This is a genomic window from Lelliottia sp. EB106-05-01-XG201, assembly GCF_058791735.1.
Map to the genome: position 1 here is coordinate 2,034,765 of NZ_JBYTDV010000001.1, position 17,691 is coordinate 2,052,455.

At 50.5% G+C, this 17,691-nt stretch carries 15 protein-coding genes; 8 read left to right on the top strand and 7 right to left on the bottom strand.

The genetic code is table 11. The annotated features are described in order from the left end of the window. Window positions 1–125: 125 nt before the first annotated feature. Window positions 126–845: an HNH endonuclease gene (locus tag AC3WS9_RS09490; RefSeq protein WP_492487969.1), complete on the top strand. Its 720-nt coding sequence runs from the start codon at window positions 126–128 to the stop codon at window positions 843–845. A gap of 310 nt (window positions 846–1,155) precedes the next feature. On the opposite strand, the gene AC3WS9_RS09495 is transcribed toward AC3WS9_RS09490, so the two are convergent. Beyond that, window positions 1,156–2,214: an HNH endonuclease gene (locus tag AC3WS9_RS09495; RefSeq protein ID WP_492487970.1), complete on the bottom strand. Its 1,059-nt coding sequence runs from the start codon at window positions 2,212–2,214 to the stop codon at window positions 1,156–1,158. A 161-nt stretch (window positions 2,215–2,375) separates the two neighbouring features. Continuing rightward, window positions 2,376–3,143 (bottom strand): hypothetical protein, encoded by a 768-nt coding sequence (locus tag AC3WS9_RS09500; RefSeq protein ID WP_492487972.1) that lies wholly within the window; start codon window positions 3,141–3,143, stop codon window positions 2,376–2,378. Between the two features lie 848 nt (window positions 3,144–3,991). On the opposite strand from AC3WS9_RS09500, the gene AC3WS9_RS09505 reads away from it, so the two are divergent. Further along, the gene (locus tag AC3WS9_RS09505; RefSeq protein WP_492487974.1) at window positions 3,992–4,951 is read left to right on the top strand and encodes a hypothetical protein; all 960 of its coding nucleotides are present in this window, start codon (window positions 3,992–3,994) and stop codon (window positions 4,949–4,951) included. Window positions 4,952–5,123: 172 nt separating this feature from the next. Continuing rightward, window positions 5,124–5,708, top strand: coding sequence for a dihydrofolate reductase family protein (locus AC3WS9_RS09510; protein WP_492487976.1), 585 nt, complete (start codon window positions 5,124–5,126; stop codon window positions 5,706–5,708). A gap of 140 nt (window positions 5,709–5,848) precedes the next feature. On the opposite strand, the gene AC3WS9_RS09515 is transcribed toward AC3WS9_RS09510, so the two are convergent. Together AC3WS9_RS09515 and AC3WS9_RS09520 are read right to left on the bottom strand one after the other, a co-directional pair. Next, the gene (locus AC3WS9_RS09515) at window positions 5,849–6,160 is read right to left on the bottom strand and encodes a YebG family protein (protein WP_282494553.1); all 312 of its coding nucleotides are present in this window, start codon (window positions 6,158–6,160) and stop codon (window positions 5,849–5,851) included. Between the two features lie 76 nt (window positions 6,161–6,236). Beyond that, window positions 6,237–7,217: a nitrilase family protein gene (locus tag AC3WS9_RS09520; protein WP_492487978.1), complete on the bottom strand. Its 981-nt coding sequence runs from the start codon at window positions 7,215–7,217 to the stop codon at window positions 6,237–6,239. 100 nt (window positions 7,218–7,317) lie between these two features. On the opposite strand from AC3WS9_RS09520, the gene AC3WS9_RS09525 reads away from it, so the two are divergent. After that, entirely contained in the window at window positions 7,318–8,196 is an 879-nt protein-coding gene (locus AC3WS9_RS09525; RefSeq protein ID WP_492490315.1) for a LysR family transcriptional regulator, read from the top strand. A gap of 25 nt (window positions 8,197–8,221) precedes the next feature. Here AC3WS9_RS09525 and AC3WS9_RS09530 read toward each other — a convergent pair whose 3' ends face one another. After that, window positions 8,222–8,575, bottom strand: a complete 354-nt coding sequence (locus AC3WS9_RS09530; RefSeq protein ID WP_095281498.1) for a helix-turn-helix domain-containing protein — start codon at window positions 8,573–8,575, stop codon at window positions 8,222–8,224. Window positions 8,576–8,910: 335 nt separating this feature from the next. Between AC3WS9_RS09530 and oqxA the strand changes: the two genes are divergently transcribed. Then, on the top strand, window positions 8,911–10,086 hold the full coding sequence (oqxA, locus tag AC3WS9_RS09535) for a multidrug efflux RND transporter periplasmic adaptor subunit OqxA (protein WP_492487981.1): 1,176 nt from the start codon (window positions 8,911–8,913) through the stop codon (window positions 10,084–10,086). 23 nt (window positions 10,087–10,109) lie between these two features. Further along, window positions 10,110–13,265 carry a multidrug efflux RND transporter permease subunit OqxB gene (gene oqxB, locus AC3WS9_RS09540; protein ID WP_492487983.1) on the top strand — a complete coding sequence of 1,052 codons (3,156 nt, stop codon included), beginning with the start codon at window positions 10,110–10,112 and terminating at the stop codon, window positions 13,263–13,265. A gap of 461 nt (window positions 13,266–13,726) precedes the next feature. Here the strand turns inward: oqxB and oqxR are convergent, their stop codons facing one another. Further along, on the bottom strand, window positions 13,727–14,206 hold the full coding sequence (gene oqxR, locus AC3WS9_RS09545; RefSeq protein WP_492487985.1) for an efflux pump transcriptional repressor OqxR: 480 nt from the start codon (window positions 14,204–14,206) through the stop codon (window positions 13,727–13,729). A 335-nt stretch (window positions 14,207–14,541) separates the two neighbouring features. On the opposite strand from oqxR, the gene AC3WS9_RS09550 reads away from it, so the two are divergent. Both AC3WS9_RS09550 and catA read left to right on the top strand, forming a co-directional pair. Next, window positions 14,542–14,931 (top strand): GFA family protein, encoded by a 390-nt coding sequence (locus tag AC3WS9_RS09550; protein ID WP_492487987.1) that lies wholly within the window; start codon window positions 14,542–14,544, stop codon window positions 14,929–14,931. A 101-nt stretch (window positions 14,932–15,032) separates the two neighbouring features. Next, a complete protein-coding gene (gene catA, locus AC3WS9_RS09555; protein WP_492487989.1) occupies window positions 15,033–15,716 on the top strand; it encodes a type A chloramphenicol O-acetyltransferase in 684 nt (227 codons plus the stop codon). Window positions 15,717–15,718: 2 nt separating this feature from the next. On the opposite strand, the gene AC3WS9_RS09560 is transcribed toward catA, so the two are convergent. Further along, window positions 15,719–17,680, bottom strand: a complete 1,962-nt coding sequence (locus AC3WS9_RS09560) for a putative bifunctional diguanylate cyclase/phosphodiesterase (protein ID WP_492487991.1) — start codon at window positions 17,678–17,680, stop codon at window positions 15,719–15,721. Between the last annotated feature and the right edge of the window lie 11 nt (window positions 17,681–17,691).

Below are 17,691 nucleotides of genomic sequence, written 5' to 3' on the forward strand. Positions count from 1 at the left end.
AAGGTCATGCCGCATTGATATTAAGGCTAATTCTCCCCAGACCAGAGACGAAAAGCCTTGCGATGCTGACCAGAAAATTGAACATTGTCGGAGTAATCTTTTAACCAACTAAAGAAATGGAATCAATGATGAGTTTGCCTGTTCCGAAAAGAAACTTACGGATTTACGACCTGCTGAAAATGGCCGGTATGTCATTAGATGATTGGCCACATGCTAACTCACCCAACCACAACCAACGCTGGGCCTGGCTTGAAGGTGACATCGCAGTGGTTAATGTTTGGACCGATAACATACGGATATCGACCGGCCCGGAAGATACATACACGACCAGCTACCAGGCTCGGGGCCAAGTCAAGAAGGGGAAGGATACCGATGACACTTATAAGGAGATTATTCGCCGGAGATTGCCGGTCCACGTGCTGTTGAAGGTGCGCAATACGAACAAGCGAATTCTGGATACCGAACAGTGGTCTGCGGCTTACGACGATCTGACCGGCGTATTATTCCTTACCCGGGGTGAAGTCACTCACTACGAAGACCAGCATGGTGATTTTCGTGATGACAGCAGTGTAGAAAAATCAGAAGCAGCCCGCCGGAGTAGTGGGTTGCGACTGAAGGCGTTAAAAAGAAGTCGTGGAAATTGTGAGTATTGCGGCGAACCGGGATTTCTGACGTTCAAAGGGACACTCTTTGCTGAAGTGCATCATATTCAGCCCTTGAGCGAGGATGGTCCTGATACACTGGCTAATCTTGTAGTACTTTGTCCCAATGATCACAGGCGAGCGCACCATTCCACGGAGAGCGCCAAAATGAGGCTGTTTTTCACCAAGCTCCGTAATGCCTAGCCAAAAGTGTAATCAACCAGCAATGATGCCGCTCATCAGGAATTATCTGCTTAATTGCATATTACTTGACTACCCAATTGCATTTTACTTGGCGACCGTTTGCGAATCACTTGATCATCGCAAACAAATTTTCGCTTAGCTCACTACGTAAGACCAGGCTCGGACAGAACGGCTGCTGTGTGCCATTTACAGCGGGGTACAAAGCAGTTTTCAACCTTATTGGGGATTAGTAGCGTCCGCTCCTGGCACGAAGCGGACCGCCTGAAGTGCCGCGGGGTGTGTTCTGAGCAAGGTGCGGACAGTGGTAGCGTTAAGCACTTTCAACGTCATTACGATTGTCAATCCAATATTGCCGATGATTTATCAGATGAGTTGTTAACGGCCAGTTTTGCTTATCTTTAGGTAACCTGAGATATCGGCCATCTAACTCTGCATATTCTGTCCCGGCCAACTGTTCGGATATCCTTATTTTCAACTCGGTATCAATCCAGAGCAAACCACGGTCAAATAGAGTATGGATATCTGTTTTCAGTAACAGCCCATGCTGAGCACGAGTATGCCAAGCACCTGCGTAGGGGGTGATATGTGCAGCTTCAAGCAACACTTGGATTGAACAGCCCGTTACTGCGCATTTACCCTCATAAGCTTCAATGAGCTTTCGTCTAAATACTGGTTGCCCTTCTCGAATAATGACCTCACGTAGTGCTTTGAGGCGAAAATCACCTTCATCGTCAGGCAATTCATTGAATAATTCATCTCTCGCTTCAACTACCATCCGATCGCCTGGCTTTGGGGCGGCAATCTGAATTGGCGTCCTACCATCATCGCCAATGTCCCATATGCCGTGCAGCTCCTGCACATACTGTTCATACCGTGTATTTCGTAGGTTTCCGCTACGAAATAACAAGTCGTATGGGCTACCCAGGTCAGTCCGGGCGCTTTTTCGGCTACCAAGATATCGATATCGGGAGTTGCTATTAACGGTTAATGCATCCAGTTGAATACGAATCTCGCTCTCTTTCAGGGGGGCGTTGCTGTTACGGATCCACTGAACAATATTTTTAGCAGAAGCGGAATTTAGTTGTGTCACGGCATACCATACGCGGAGATATTGCGGATAATGCATTTCTTCAGGAATTATACCTGGCACATCAACAACATACGTTGAGAAATTATGATGACGCATCCATTCTCCCCACTGGCGGGAATGGGTGCTAATACCTATGCGATGAGGTTCGCGTTTGCCAATTTCATCATTGAATTCCTGTCGCGAGGGTGCTCGACCTAGTTTCTGATAAAGCTCATCACAGCAGTCCCACACAGCTCGTACTAACGGGCCCTGTGGGTATCCATCTTTGCTCTGGTTCAAAGTGTTCTCCGTCAACGAACATATCATGAGAATAGCAATATCCAATTCTGACACTAAATCCCCCGCATAGCATCAGGCGGCTATGAGTGAGAAGCGGACACCGCGGAGACAATGTGCTTCTTTGTTCGGATGTCCCACGGCGTGTCATATTGCTCGCCGTATCACTTGTTATTTGTATTTGAAACGAGAAGTTGATGCAATTCCTTCAGGGATAAGTCCAATAACTCATTTTCCCTGATGAGATTGTTATCAGCATCGGTACCCTCTGCGCAGGATTCATTTAAATAGTTCAGAGTTTCCTGATCATCATCCAAGCATACATCGCTGCCTGAATAAAATTCATCGCAATTTGCTTTGTGGTTTTTGTTAATGTAACCAATGCATTGAATCATGCCTTTAACAACTTCAGTAGCAGAATAAACAAAGTAACCACAGTCATTTATATAGCGTTCAACATCAGAAATCATATAAAAATAGTGCATCGAAGTTTTTTCAACTTCAAATTCACTTTCAATTATAGCAACTTCACATTCAAGGCCTTTCAGGTCGTCTAACATTATGGAAAGTTTACGTTGTTTTTCTAGCGCAGTTTCATTCTTAAATGACTCTCTACCCTTTGCCCTAATACTTACTCTTTCCTCAACTGCATAAATATAAGCAGGATATGTCCGCGACCACACTTGGTTTACTTTCAGGATTAACCGATCTCTTTTCAGTTTTTCTTTTTTAGCTATAAATTCTGCATATAGCGCGGCATCCTCTTCGCACCATACATCAACTTTTCGTTTATAGCCCAACTTTAATTCTTTTCCTGCGCATACAGGAAACAAAGGATCAAAGGCCTTTAAGTATTCAAACTCACTTAGATAGAACCCTATATTATAACGATTAAATAATTGTCTAAATTCTTTCCCACTTAAGGTTTTCATTATCTCGCCAACTCCATTTTATTAAGCCAAAGCCAACAAGATAAAACCATAAACACTCTTACACAACAGGTTGATGTTGTTCAAATGGAAGATATTATAAATCACCTTCACTGCTAAACTGTCCTAACGTTGTTTTGTGTCACAGAATATCTGCCGGACGGCTGCATCACAGACCAGACGGAACTGCTGCCGTCGATTAATAAGATGGCAGCGCATAACCACGATCAACAACCTGTTTGACAGTTTCAATCTTAACTCTTCAGGATAACCCTCACCGTGTAAGTATCCCTGCAAAACGAACCATCAACTTTTAGGGAGTCTCTGGCACTCCAATTTCCTCCTCTGGCACGGAGCGGACCGCCTGAAGTGCCGCGGGGTCTGTTCTGAGCGAGAAGCGCCCCCAAAGATATCAGCTGGAAGGCACGCTTGTGCCTGATGGATATCCGTAAGCCTGGCAATCCGCGAATCCCGATCAATAACGAGAGGTTAACCCCTGACCTGGCACTGCGAGATTTTGATGGCTGAGTCCTCAACGCCATGAAGCGAACATTGACACTACAACTGCCAGCGACGAAATTGAGTTCGAGGATTTTCCAGCACGGGTTGAATTTCAGCATTAATTGATTGGCGCGCACACCACGGCTGGGCACGCCTGTGAAAGATCCTGTGGCCGTAAAGATGGGCGTTAGTCTCAGCGGAAAATCAGTGCTCTGTGACAGTAAAGTAGCTTCAAATGGGCTGTTGCAAACATATAGAAAACATCGGGTTGTTCGGGTCTAATTACCCGCTTCTGTCACCCTGATAACTCATCGAAGCAGGCTATCGAGCCTTTAAAAAGGACCAATATCATGACCATAAAAATTCGGCCTGGAGTAGCAGTAGTACTGCTTGCTGTGGCATTGCCAGTATTAGCTAAAACGCCGGAGAACTTTATCTACACCAGCTCTGGTGAGCTCGAAGCAGCGTCTGCCATTATGGCTCGTAGCGACATTGGCGGTGCGCAGATCGTTTACAACTGGCGTTCACTCGAACCTGAGAAAAACAAATACGACTTCTCGCAGATTGAAAAGGATCTGGCTCGTCTTAAGGGGGCCAATAAAAAACTGTTCATCCAAATCCAGGACCGATTTTTCGAACAAGATGCCCGGTATGTCCCTGATTATCTCATGAGTGAAGCGCGATATGGCGGTGGGATTTCGCCACAATTTGATAACCCTGGCGAAGGGAAGCCCATTGGAGCAGGCTGGGTGGCACAGCAATGGGATCCTGATGTTCGTCAACGTTATCAGTCGTTGCTGGCGGCGATTGCAGAGCGTTTCGATGGTCAAGTCTATGGGGTGAATCTACCTGAAACCGCCATTGATCTTGACAAGAACAAACTACCCAAAGGATTTTCCTGCGATAACTATTTTTCAGCAGAAATGGAAAACCTGGCCTTTGCACGAAAGGTGTTCACCAAATCCCACGTGGTTCAATATGTCAATTTCTGGCCGTGCGAATGGAACAACGACCATAATTACATGGGGCGTCTGTTTGAGTTTGCCAGTGCTAATCATATTGGTGTTGGAGGTCCGGATATCGTCCCCAACCGCAAGGCGCAAATGAAGAACTCATATCCCTTCTTCAATCAATATAAAGGCAAACTGGCGCTCGTCGCCATGGCAGTACAGGAACCGACCTTAACCTATAAAAATCCTAAAACGGGTAAGCCATTTAGCAAGGATGAGTTTGTCCTGTTCGCAGAAGATTATCTCGGTGCTGATATCATTTTCTGGAGTACGACATCTCCCTGGTTGACTAAGAAATAGGTAACAATCGCGAGATCAGACATAGGATCGTTCCCGTACAAAACATCTGTTTTTCCCGAACGCGCAAGCACGCAAGATCCCGCTGGAGAAACTGGGTGCATTTGAAGACGGGAACAAACCCCTGGCGGGGCTCACAAGCCGATGTAGTCAAAACTCAATCAAAGAGAAAATCATGAGAAAAATCGTTTCGTTTGTTCATGTGTCGCTGGATGGTTTTGTCTCTTCTACCGCTGAGGGCCCAGCGGGTCTGGAGTGGATAAGCATAAGCCCCGACTTGTTTGAGTACGTGGAGCAGCGAATTCAGCAGACCGACACCGCCTTATACGGGCGCAACACCTACCAGATGATGGAGTCGTACTGGCCAACGGCTGCCGATAAGCCTGACGCCAGCCCGCATGATCATGCACATTCGCGGTGGTATAAATCTGCCCGTAAAGTGGTGCTGTCGAAAACGCTGGTGCCAAAAAATCACCCTGATACGCAAATTATCAGTAGCAATTTAAGCGACGAAATCAGCAAGCTCAAGCACAGTGCGGGCAGCGAAATCTTACTGTTTGGCAGTCCCTCAGCGACTCACGCGCTAATGGCGGAAAACCTTATCGATGAGTATTGGCTATTCGTCAATCCGATTCTGCTGGGGCAAGGCATTCCCTTGTTCAAAAACATAAAAGACAGAACCTCACTCAGGCTGGTGAAGAGTCAAGTTTTCCCGTCGGGCGTCGTGTGCCTGCAATACGAGGTGAAACGAAATCAATGATGCAAGGTTCTGCCAGTGGTGCGAGGAGCTGATGTCTAAAACTGCCATCGTGGAGCGTTGCGGCTCCCTTCAGACAACAAAAAAGCCGTAAGCAGTTATCTGCTTACGGCGACAGGCTCGGTGATGATGTGTTCTGACAATCAGGCCGCTTTCACTGCTCTGATTTTTTTAGCATCAGCTGCATCGGATTCTGTTTTATCTGCAACAACGGCGGGATCGGGAAGCTTGCTGGTACGCAGAATATGCTGCACGGTCTCTTTCTGCTCGGCGAGATAAAGACCCAGATTTTCAGCCTGCGTCTCATCCATACCCATTTCGCTTTGCAACAGCCAGTCGGTAAACGCGTCTGCCATATCAAGCAGCTTGTCGTGAGCGTCAGCTTCTTTCTTACTGGCAAAAGTCATTTTCTCTACACCTTTTCTTACGACAACAAATTTTGTTTCAACAGCCATTATGCGCACCTCATACTGTAATTATATACAGCATATCAGTTCCGGTTTTATGTTGCAGCTAAAAAGTGCTGACATTCTAGCGAGAAGGAGGCTCATTTGAAAATCGTGCACTGATCGCATCACGCTCATAGCCCTGCGGCTGTGTCAGTATCTGGTATAACTCAGGACGGCGACCATGGATCCAGCGGCGTCCGGTGCTCATTGCAAGCAGGCTTAAATCCAGTTCAGCGCTCACCATCACATTTTCAGCCGCCCAGGTCTCATTCACAATCCTGCCATAAGGATCGAGGATCATAGCATTACCTGTTCGCACTTCGTCATCATCGGCACCGACACCGTTGCTGAAGAGAAGAAAGACGCCGTTGTCATGTGCACGGGCAGGTAGCCAGCGCATGAGCCATTCCCGTCCGCTTGGCCCTTTGAAGGCGGCCGTAATTTCCTCCTTGCGGGTTTCCCGCTCCTCCCAGAGCGACAGCGGAACAGGCTTCATCGCGTGAGGACTGCGGGAATCGGTCCCCCCTGTTTGATGCGGTGCGAGAAGAATATCGGCACCCAGCAACGCCGTCGCACGCACATTTTCGACAAGATTATTGTCCCAGCAAATCAGGATGCCGACTTTCACGCCCCAGGGCGTATCAAAAACGGTAAAGCTGTCCCCGCTGCTGATGGCCGGATGTTCAAAAGCATGGAGCTTACGATGCGTATGCATGGAGCCGTCCGGCATACAGGCCACGTACGCGTTGTAAAGGCGTCCATCGTCGGCTCTTTCAATCAGACCGGCGCCAATAAGCATGTGATGTTTCATCGCCAGAGTGCGAATTAACGACAGGGAAGGGCTCTTAGCAATCGGCTCTGCCAGAGCAGACACCTCCGTTGCGGTGAGTTTGGGGACATGCCAGTAGCCGGTGATACACATTTCAGGGAAGGTGAGAATTTTCACCTGCTCAAGCGCCGCCTGTTCAATAAATTTCTCCATGATCAGCAGATTGTATTTTTTGTTATTCGCCTGATGCTGAAACTGTACGGTTGCCGCCTTGAGGGATGGATGTTCGTTCATGATGCGTCTCCAGTTGTCATCGAAACTGAATTACATAACGCTTTCCGATAACTGTATAATCAAATCATTTCTGATTTTAATAACTATCTGGAATGCAAAATTGAACATCCGGTTGCTTAAGGCCTTTGTGATACTGGCAGAAAAAGGAAATTATGCTGATGCGGCGCGGGCGCTGTTTATCTCGCAACCGGCCTTGACCAAACAGATTAATCTCCTCGAATCCCAGGTGAATATCGCGCTATTTTCACGAGGACGTCACGGCGCAGCCCTGACGGCTGGCGGTAGACGTTTGCTGCCAGAGGCTGAGAAAGTGGTCAGGCAAACCCAGTTATTTATGCAACATGCTGAGCGGGTATCAAAAGGGGTCGAGGGGCATATAAGCGTAGGCTTCGGTCTCTCTAGCTTTTATCTGGCACCCCGGTGTATCGCTGATTTTCGTCGAGACTATCCGGGAGTCGAGATGTCATTGACGGATCTTCCCTCCTTCCAGCAGTACGAGCTTTTACAAAATGATGAGCTTCAGGTCGGTTTTGTCAGGGTTCCGCCCCCCGTGGCGCTTGAATACCTGCCGTTAGTTACCGATCGGCTGGTTCTGGTTGCGCCCGCGACATCGCCGACAATGCCTGCGGCTGAGTGGCTAACGAAACGTCCCCTGTTGCGCCTGCATGATGAGCGGGGGCAGGGTTTAAATAGGCAGATCGACCGTTTCCTGCACGATAACAGTCTTTTCATCTCATCGACTCAGCTGACGGATGATATCCAGACTATCGTTGCGATGGTGATTGCGGGGATCGGTGTTGCCATTCTGCCCACCAGCGTTACGCATATCGCGCCGCCGGAACTGGTGATCATTCCGTTGACGGGGGAGTCAATCAGCTGGAAGGTCGGCATCGCCTGGGACGCAAGCAAAGAGGATGTCATTCGCGACAACTTTATTGCCAGTATACGAGCAGGCATTTCCGTCGATGGCGGGGAATGATCCCACGCGTGATGCACGACCGGGATTACTGGCGTAGCGGCTGCGTTTCCGGGCCGCCTAAACTCCGCCGCCATGCGCCGGGCGCCTGACCATACTGACGCTTAAAGCTGCGGTTGAAGGACTGCTGAGAGTCAAAGCCCAGGGCGATCGCCACGTTTAAAATCGGTTCATCGCTGCGGGTTAAGCGCTCAACCGATTTTTGCAGCTTTTGCGCGCGAATATACCCGGCGAGGGGATAGCCCGTATGTTCTTTGAACAGGCGCTGGAGGTGCCATTTTGAGTAGCCGGATCGCCTCGCGACGGACTCAATGTCCAGACGGCTATCCAGGTTGTTGTCGATCCAGTCGAGTAAATCATGCATAAATGCGCCAGTGTTCATCTGGTTACCCCCACACAGCTTGTCTAAAAGTATCTTTATCTGTTGCATTTAAAGGTGGCCCGTTTTGATATGAATTGCAAGTTTTATTGTTGCATTTAAATCCTTGCGCGAAACGGGTCTTTTCTCTCTGAATCAAATAGCACATAAAGTGCAACAATTATTCTTGCACTTAGTTAAGCGCCTTCCTACAATCGCCGCAAATAATGTATTCATTATTGTTACAGTTTTGTGGCGATGAACGGCACAAATGGCCTTAAGCCAACCCGGACAAAGGAAGTGGCGCGGCGTCTCCCGCAGCGTCTTGTCTGGCGGCTAAAATTACCGGAATAAAAATAATGAGCCTGCAAAAAACCTGGGGTAACTTTCATCTGAGCGCGCTGGGGGTCATGTTGCTCGCCGTGCTGCTCGTCGGATGCGATAACAGTGTCGCGCAAAATGCTGCGCCACCTGCGCCTGCCGTCAGCGCGGCTGACGTGGTTGTGAAATCCATTAGCCAGTGGGATAGCTTTAATGGTCGGATTGAAGCGGTGGAAAGTGTTCAGTTACGTCCGCGCGTCTCCGGCTACATTGTTAAAGTGAATTACACCGACGGCCAGGAGGTGAAGAAGGGCGAGGTGCTGTTCACCATTGATGACAGAACCTATCGTGCCGCACTGGAACAGGCGCAGGCGGCGCTGGCGAGAGCCAAAACGCAGGCCAGCCTGGCGCAAAGCGAGGCTAACCGTACCAATAAACTGGTCAATACCAACGTGGTCTCCCGTGAAGAATGGGAGCAGCGTCGTTCGGCTGCCACTCAGGCACAGGCCGACATTCGCGCTGCCCAGGCGACGGTGGATGCCGCACAACTCAACCTGGATTTCACCAAAGTCACCGCGCCTATTGAGGGTCGCGCCAGCCGGGCGTTGATCACCAGCGGTAATCTGGTCACTGCGGGTGACAGCGCCAGTGTGCTCACCACGCTGGTCTCGCAGAAAACGGTTTACGTCTACTTTGACGTGGATGAGTCGACCTACCTTCACTATCAAAACCTCGCCCGCAGCGGGCAGGGCGCGTCCAGTCATCACACGGCGCTTCCGGTGGAAATTGGCCTGACGGGCGAGGAAGGCTACCCCCATCAGGGCAAAGTGGATTTTCTGGATAATCAGTTAACGCCGAGTACGGGCACCATCCGTATGCGTGCGCTGCTGGATAACGCGCAGCGTCAGTTCACGCCTGGGCTCTTTGCCCGTGCGCGCCTGCCGGGCAGTGCTGAATTTAAAGCCACACTGATTGACGATAAAGCGGTGCTGACCGATCAGGATCGCAAATACGTGTATATCGTGGATAAAGAGGGAAAAGCACAGCGTCGCGACATTACGCAGGGGCGTCTGGCAGACGGTTTACGCATCGTGCAGCAGGGGCTGAACCCTGGCGATAAAGTCATCGTCGAGGGTTTACAAAAAGTGTTCATGCCGGGGATGCCGGTTAACGCGAAAACCGTTGCCATGACCGCCAGCACCGCTCTTAACTGATCCCTTACCTGAGAATCCGACCCATGGACTTTTCCCGTTTTTTCATCGACAGGCCAATTTTTGCTGCCGTACTGTCGATTCTGATTTTTGTCACAGGTCTGATCGCCATCCCGCTGTTGCCGGTGAGCGAATATCCTGACGTTGTGCCGCCAAGCGTTCAGGTCCGCGCGGAGTACCCGGGCGCCAACCCGAAAGTGATTGCCGAGACCGTGGCGACGCCGCTGGAAGAAGCGATCAACGGCGTTGAAAACATGATGTACATGAAATCCGTCGCGGGCTCGGACGGCGTACTGGTGACCACCGTCACTTTCCGTCCGGGGACTGACCCCGATCAGGCGCAGGTTCAGGTGCAAAACCGGGTCGCACAGGCCGAGGCGCGTCTCCCGGAAGACGTGCGACGTTTAGGCATCACGACCCAGAAACAGTCGCCAACGCTCACGCTGGTGGTGCATCTGTTTTCGCCCAACGGTAAATACGACTCCCTGTATATGCGTAACTACGCCACGCTGAAAGTGAAGGACGAGCTGGCGCGTCTGCCCGGCGTCGGCCAGATTCAGATATTCGGCTCGGGCGAATACGCCATGCGCATCTGGCTGGACCCCAACAAAGTGGCGGCACGAGGGTTGACCGCTTCGGATGTGGTCACGGCGATGCAGGAGCAGAACGTACAGGTTTCCGCCGGCCAGTTGGGCGCCGAACCGCTGCCGAAAGAGAGCGATTTCCTGATCTCCATTAACGCTCAGGGGCGTCTGCATACTGAAGAAGAGTTTGGCAACATTGTCCTGAAAACGACGCAGGACGGTACGGTTGTCCGCCTGCGCGACGTGGCGCGTATCGAAATGGGCTCCGGCAGCTACGCCCTGCGTTCTCAGCTGAACAACAAAGACGCGGTCGGGATTGGTATCTTCCAGTCTCCGGGGGCAAACGCCATTGATTTGTCTAACGCGGTGCGCGCAAAAATGGACGAACTGTCCACGCGTTTCCCGGCTGATATGAAGTGGGCGGCACCTTACGATCCGACCGTTTTTGTACGCGATTCCATTCGTGCAGTGGTACAAACGCTGCTGGAAGCGGTGGTGCTGGTGGTTCTGGTCGTGATTCTGTTCCTGCAAACCTGGCGCGCGTCGATCATTCCGTTGATCGCGGTGCCGGTCTCTGTCGTGGGGACGTTCAGCATTCTCTACCTGCTGGGTTTTTCACTTAACACCCTGAGTCTGTTCGGGCTGGTACTGGCTATCGGTATCGTGGTGGACGACGCCATCGTGGTGGTGGAAAACGTCGAGCGAAATATCGAAGAGGGCCTGACTCCCCTTGCGGCGGCGCATCAGGCGATGCGTGAGGTTTCGGGGCCGATTATTGCGATTGCGCTGGTGCTGTGCGCGGTGTTTGTGCCGATGGCATTTCTTTCGGGCGTCACCGGGCAGTTCTACAAACAGTTTGCGGTGACGATCGCGATTTCGACGGTGATTTCCGCCATCAACTCGCTGACGCTTTCTCCGGCGCTGGCGGCCCTGCTGTTAAAGCCACACGGCGCAGCGAAAGATTTTCCGACCCGGATTATCGACCGTCTGTTCGGCTGGATTTTCCGTCCGTTTAACCGCTTTTTCCAGCGCAGCTCGCACGGCTATCAGGGGCTGGTGGGCAAAACGCTCGGACGACGCGGCGCGGTGTTTGCGGTTTATCTGCTGCTGCTCTGTGCGGCGGGAGTGATATTTAAAGCGGTACCCGGCGGCTTTATTCCGACGCAGGACAAGCTGTACCTGATTGGCGGCGTCAAAATGCCGGAAGGTTCGTCACTGGCGCGCACCGATGCGGTGATCCGCAAAATGAGCGAAATCGGGATGAATACCGAAGGCGTGGACTATGCGGTGGCGTTTCCAGGGCTGAATGCGCTGCAGTTCACCAATACGCCGAATACCGGAACGGTCTTCTTTGGCCTGAAACCCTTCGATCAGCGTAAACACTCTGCGGCGGAAATTAACGCTGAGATCAACGCAAAAATCGCGCAAATTCAGGAGGGCTTCGGTTTCTCCATCCTGCCGCCACCGATTTTAGGGCTGGGTCAGGGGTCGGGCTATTCGCTGTACATTCAGGATCGTGCGGGTCTTGGGTATGGCGCGCTGCAAAACGCGGTGAACTCGATGTCGGGTGCGATTATGCAAACGCCGGGGATGCATTTCCCGATCTCGACCTACCAGGCTAACGTGCCGCAGCTGGATGTGCAGGTCGATCGTGATAAGGCGAAAGCGCAGGGCGTGTTGCTGACCGATCTTTTTGGGACGCTGCAAACCTATCTGGGCTCGTCGTACGTGAATGACTTCAACCAGTTTGGGCGAACCTGGCGCGTGATGGCGCAGGCCGATGGCCAGTTCCGCGACAGCGTGGAAGATATTGCTAATTTACGCACCCGGAATAACCAGGGCGAAATGGTGCCGATCGGCAGTATGGTGAACATCACGACCACCTACGGGCCGGATCCGGTGATTCGCTACAATGGTTATCCTGCGGCGGATCTCATTGGCGATGCCGACCCTCGCGTGCTTTCGTCCACACAGGCTATGACGCAGCTCGAAGGCATGTCGAACCAGATCCTGCCAAACGGGATGAACATTGAATGGACAGACCTGAGCTTCCAGCAGGCTACGCAAGGTAACACGGCGCTGATCGTCTTCCCGGTCGCTGTGCTGCTGGCGTTCCTGGTGCTGGCGGCGCTGTATGAAAGCTGGACGCTGCCGTTGGCGGTGATCCTTATCGTTCCGATGACGATGCTGTCCGCGCTGTTTGGCGTCTGGCTGACCGGGGGCGATAACAACGTGTTCGTGCAGGTGGGGCTGGTGGTACTGATGGGGCTTGCCTGTAAAAACGCGATTCTTATCGTGGAGTTTGCCCGCGAGCTGGAAATGCAGGGCAAGGGTATTATGGAAGCCGCGCTGGAGGCCTGCCGCCTGCGTTTACGCCCGATCGTGATGACCTCCATCGCCTTTATTGCCGGGACGATACCGCTGATCCTGGGTCACGGTGCAGGTGCGGAAGTGCGCGGCGTGACCGGGATCACCGTCTTCTCCGGGATGCTGGGCGTGACGCTGTTTGGTCTGTTCCTGACACCGGTGTTCTACGTGACGCTGCGTAAATTCGTGACGCGCGGTAAAGTGGAAAGGGAAGAGTTGCTGGTCCATTAAGCATCTGAGGTTGTTCCGTTCACCTTATGTTCAGCAGAATATAATGGCGTCTTAACCTGTGAACGTGACAAGGGGGCTGCGCGGCCCCCTTGTCAATCCCCGCGCCCCGCCATGAAATCGGTGCTTCGCACTGCGCTCACCTCCCGGCCATCTGCCTGCGGTCGGCTCGACTCGACTTCCTGTCTCGTTTCGCCTCTGGCCGCCATCCCTGGCGTCCAGCCCTTGTCATCCGGCCTCCGGTTCGCCGATTTCTGCGGGGGCCCACACCGGTGCCACATTCAGACGGCTGTAAAGGTTGAGGGAGCCGGGGTTGCCAGGGGGGGATCGAGCCACCCTGGCACGTTCACCGCAGAGAGATGGACCGGAAGCAGAGGAACGAAAGTGAACGGAACAATTCCACTGATGCTATAAAGGTCTTGGGGCAAGCATTACTTCGGTTTTTTTTCGCAACAGGGAAAGCGTTAAGACGTTTTTTGATACTGGGCTATAAGCTCTGGGAGCGGATCACATCCGCTAGTATCGGCGTTTTTCACCGCATCCAGGGCGCTTGCCACGGTATGACGGGCTAATACCGCTAACGAGGCCTGCTCAGCTTCTTCAGAGATCGACTTAAAGTACCAGCAGGCGTTCGCGCTGACCACGCAGCGGGCCGGAACATCAGGGCGCGACGCCCACAGCTTTTTATCTTCGATAACCGACAGGTAGATGTCACGCAGGGTGATCTCTTCCGGCGGGCGACCAAGATGAATTGAGCCGTTACGGCCAAGCGTTGAGACGATAATGCCGTCACGCGTGAGGGGAACCATCAATTTGCGGATGAAGCTCGGATTTGCTTCCAGCCCGTAGGCCAGAATAGCACTCGTCGAACGTTCACCCAATTGCTCCGCCATCGCTACGCTGAGAACCATCTGCAAAGCTGTCGGGAAGCGGTAATCTAGCATTTTTCTGTCCTGGGTTGCGGTGAATCTTGTTCTTTTTGGCACCGCAGAGGTGAATAAGCAATAAACAACAATATAACAAATACGGTAATTATTTTGAAGCAATCTGCGGCATTCGTGATCGAACATCAAATTGAGACCCCGGTCCCCTTGCTGCCTGTACCCGATTGCAGTGACGACAGATTCGTTTCACAGGACACTCGAGTTTTATGCTTGCGCGAAAATGACTGCTTCTGGCACAGTGCGGACAGAAAGCAAGGTCATAGGGTCCGCTATGAGCGATAAGCTGACAATGCTATCTTTAACATTCTCTGAGCGATGATAGGGTATCAGCTGATATGGATATGAAATTGTCAGGTGGATGTTTATGTGGGTTTATCCGATTCACAGCGATTAACCCGGCTTCCTCTCATTCCTGCTCCTGCGATATGTGCCAGAAGCATTCTGGCTGTCAGACCGCAGTATGGCTTGAATTCCACTCGTCAGATGTTGAATGGACGGGGGAAGGGGGCGCGCCTTCTCTCTACCGCTCATCTGCGGCTTCATCCAGAGCATTTTGCGCCAGATGTGGCAGCTCCATCGGCGCTATCGATGACAATCCGGTGATTGCTTTGCTCAGCGGCATTTTTGACCACAATGAATGCGCTCTGTTTTCGCCAGACTCTCACTCATTTCAGGATATGAAACCTGAATGGTGGAGAAAAATCATGCCTGATTCTGCTGTATAATTATGGAAGCCAATGCGTTCACTTTAAAAGTAATTTGGACCACTGACCATTTTCTTGATTCATAAAACACTAACATCTGATATATCATCAAAGGTTAAAAAATGAAAAAAACAACCCCAGAATATACCCCTGTTGACTTATCGCGTTGGGCAAGGAAAGAGCATTTTGAGGTGTTTCAGTCGTTTGCGCAAAGTACCATTAACCAGACCGTGATGATCGATATTACCACGCTGCTAAAATATTCTAAGGAAAAAGGCTGGAAGTTTTATCCTACTATTATTTTTCTTATCTCTAAGGTCGTCAATAATCACACGGAATTCCGAATGACCATGAAGAACAATGAGCTTGTCATATGGAATGAAGTCCATCCCAGCTATACCATTTTCCATCATGAAACGGAGACCTTTTCGTCATTATGGAGTCACTACGATGGAAATATTCATCACTTCCAGAACGTTTATGCAGAAGACACTGCGCGCTACGGTAATAACCTGGCTTATTGGCCTAAAGAAGAGTCACGGGAAAATATGTTTTTCGTATCGGGTATTCCCTGGGTCAGTTTTACCAGCTTTAATATCAACGTGGCTAATATGCAGAACTTTTTTGCTCCCATGTTCACGCTTGGAAAATACTACACGCAGGATGGCAAAGTATTATTGCCTCTTGCCGTTCAGGTTCATCATTCCGTGTGCGATGGTTTCCATCTGGCGAGACTGTTCAATGAGCTACAGGCGATGAGTGATGACATACAGCATCTTTCTGAGCCTGATTCGCCACAAATCTAAACCTATACAGAGCGGGCACGAGGAATATTTTCCGTTGAGCCGTTTCTGATTTTCTCATCTACATAAGGCTGAGGTTTACCGAACAGATAGCCTTGCACGAAATCGCAGCCCAGCGCTTTAAGGCTTTCCAGCTGTTCCTGCGTTTCAACACCTTCCGCAACGGCTTTCATGTTGAGGGATTTCGCCATACCGGTAATGAGCCTGATGATATTCAGGGCGTCTTGCTGTGTCGATAATGAATACACAAAGGACTTGTCTATTTTGATTTTATCGAAGGCAAGCCTGCTGAGGCGCGACAGAGAAGAATAACCGGTCCCAAAATCATCGATAGAAATTTTCACCCCCAGCGCCCGGAGTCTGTTAAGCGTATTCATCGGCGTATTGCTCTCAGTAAAGAGAGAAGATTCAGTCACTTCCAGTTCAAGACGCTCAGCCGCAAGTCCCGTTTCGTTCAGAATAGAGAGCACGACTCCGGCAAAGGCTTTGCTGCCCAGCTGGACAGGAGAAACATTGACTGAAATTTTAGCCGGAATCGCCCAGGAAGCGGCTTCGCGGCAGGCCATTTCAAGCACCGATTTCCCGATCTCGTTAATCATTCCTGTTTTTTCCGCCACAGGGATAAAGCTGTCCGGCGAAAGGAGGCCCTTCAGAGGATGTTTCCAGCGAATAAGGGCTTCATAGCTGTAAATTTCCTGGCTGAAAGAATCAACAATAGGCTGATAATAAACCACGAATTCTTTATTCACTATCGCCAGGGCCATATCATGCTCAAGGGTTCGGCTTTCTTGTAGTTTATCTAACATCCATTGGCGGAAGACTTTTATTTTGCCAGCGCCTTCTTTTTTGGCTTCATAAAGGGCCAGATCGGCAAATTTATAGAGATAGTCGGAGCGGCGTTCAGTGTCTGAAATAACAATGCCGACACAGGTGGTAATATTGATAATCGTATTATAAATCGTGTAGGGCTGGTTGATCGCATCGCATATTTTTTGGGCTCGTGAGACGGCGCTGCTCTCCGTCAGGCCACTCGATAGAAACGCAAACTCATCCCCGCCTAACCGATAAAGCGTATCGGAAGTCAGGCCCATTGAAGTCAGACGCTGTGATATCTGGCGTAATAACATATCACCGACATCATGACCGTAGGTATCATTAACCTCTTTGAACCGATCCAAATCAAACAACATCACGCTGACAGAATTATTGTTTTTAACTGCGCGCTCGATGGTTTCATTTAAATTCTCCCAGAAATAATGGCGGTTATTCATCTCCGTCAGAGAGTCATGGTAAACGTCATACTCCAGTTTTGCATTCTGGACCTGTAGTTTTTCTTTCGATTCCTGTAAGGCATCAGCAAGGCTTTTCACCTGAAGATGCGCCTTCAGAATATTTCTGTTCTGGAAGTAAATCAGCACACCCAGTATCGCACTCATTATTATCAGCAATACCGAGGTCGCTGAGTAAATATAGTACAGGGTTTTAATCTTGAGGTTGGCGTCATTAATGGTGTTGATATCTTTGTCTAAAGCGCCGGAAGAGAGACGAGCCAGCTGTGGATCCAGGGTGTGCATGGTTAGCAGGTAGGCCTGCAGCTCGGAACGATTCATTTTCTCAAGATGAACATCCAGATAATCCAGCGTCTTTTCAAGCTGGACCGCCAGTTCATGATGGGCTTTACTGCTTTCAATGTAATTGCTCAGATCGCCTTGTTTCATTAAATCACTCTGGCTGAGCATAATATCGAGACGCATGCGCACATCATCGAGCGTCATCGTTTCATCGATAGCGTAAAGACCCAGCAGGGATTCGAACCGGTAATATTGTGAAACCAGCTGTGCAGCAGACCACGACGCGGCGTAGTGCGTCAGTTTCTGTAACTCCTGTTGCCTCTCATGCACAAGGAAAGAGATATACCCTGTAGATATAAAAAGGAAACAGATGATGCCAGCCAGAATTCTGTTCATGTTGGTCTTCT

Coding starts and splice junctions, on each gene's coding strand:
- AC3WS9_RS09510 (WP_492487976.1), top strand. CDS start 5,124: ATGAGAAAAATCGTTTCGTTTGTTCATGTGTCGCTGGATGGTTTTGTC.
- AC3WS9_RS09520 (WP_492487978.1), bottom strand. CDS start 7,217: ATGAACGAACATCCATCCCTCAAGGCGGCAACCGTACAGTTTCAGCAT.
- AC3WS9_RS09550 (WP_492487987.1), top strand. CDS start 14,542: ATGGATATGAAATTGTCAGGTGGATGTTTATGTGGGTTTATCCGATTC.
- AC3WS9_RS09515 (WP_282494553.1), bottom strand. CDS start 6,160: ATGGCTGTTGAAACAAAATTTGTTGTCGTAAGAAAAGGTGTAGAGAAA.
- AC3WS9_RS09500 (WP_492487972.1), bottom strand. CDS start 3,143: ATGAAAACCTTAAGTGGGAAAGAATTTAGACAATTATTTAATCGTTAT.
- oqxA (WP_492487981.1), top strand. CDS start 8,911: ATGAGCCTGCAAAAAACCTGGGGTAACTTTCATCTGAGCGCGCTGGGG.
- catA (WP_492487989.1), top strand. CDS start 15,033: ATGAAAAAAACAACCCCAGAATATACCCCTGTTGACTTATCGCGTTGG.
- oqxB (WP_492487983.1), top strand. CDS start 10,110: ATGGACTTTTCCCGTTTTTTCATCGACAGGCCAATTTTTGCTGCCGTA.
- AC3WS9_RS09490 (WP_492487969.1), top strand. CDS start 126: ATGATGAGTTTGCCTGTTCCGAAAAGAAACTTACGGATTTACGACCTG.
- AC3WS9_RS09530 (WP_095281498.1), bottom strand. CDS start 8,575: ATGAACACTGGCGCATTTATGCATGATTTACTCGACTGGATCGACAAC.
- oqxR (WP_492487985.1), bottom strand. CDS start 14,206: ATGCTAGATTACCGCTTCCCGACAGCTTTGCAGATGGTTCTCAGCGTA.
- AC3WS9_RS09505 (WP_492487974.1), top strand. CDS start 3,992: ATGACCATAAAAATTCGGCCTGGAGTAGCAGTAGTACTGCTTGCTGTG.
- AC3WS9_RS09560 (WP_492487991.1), bottom strand. CDS start 17,680: ATGAACAGAATTCTGGCTGGCATCATCTGTTTCCTTTTTATATCTACA.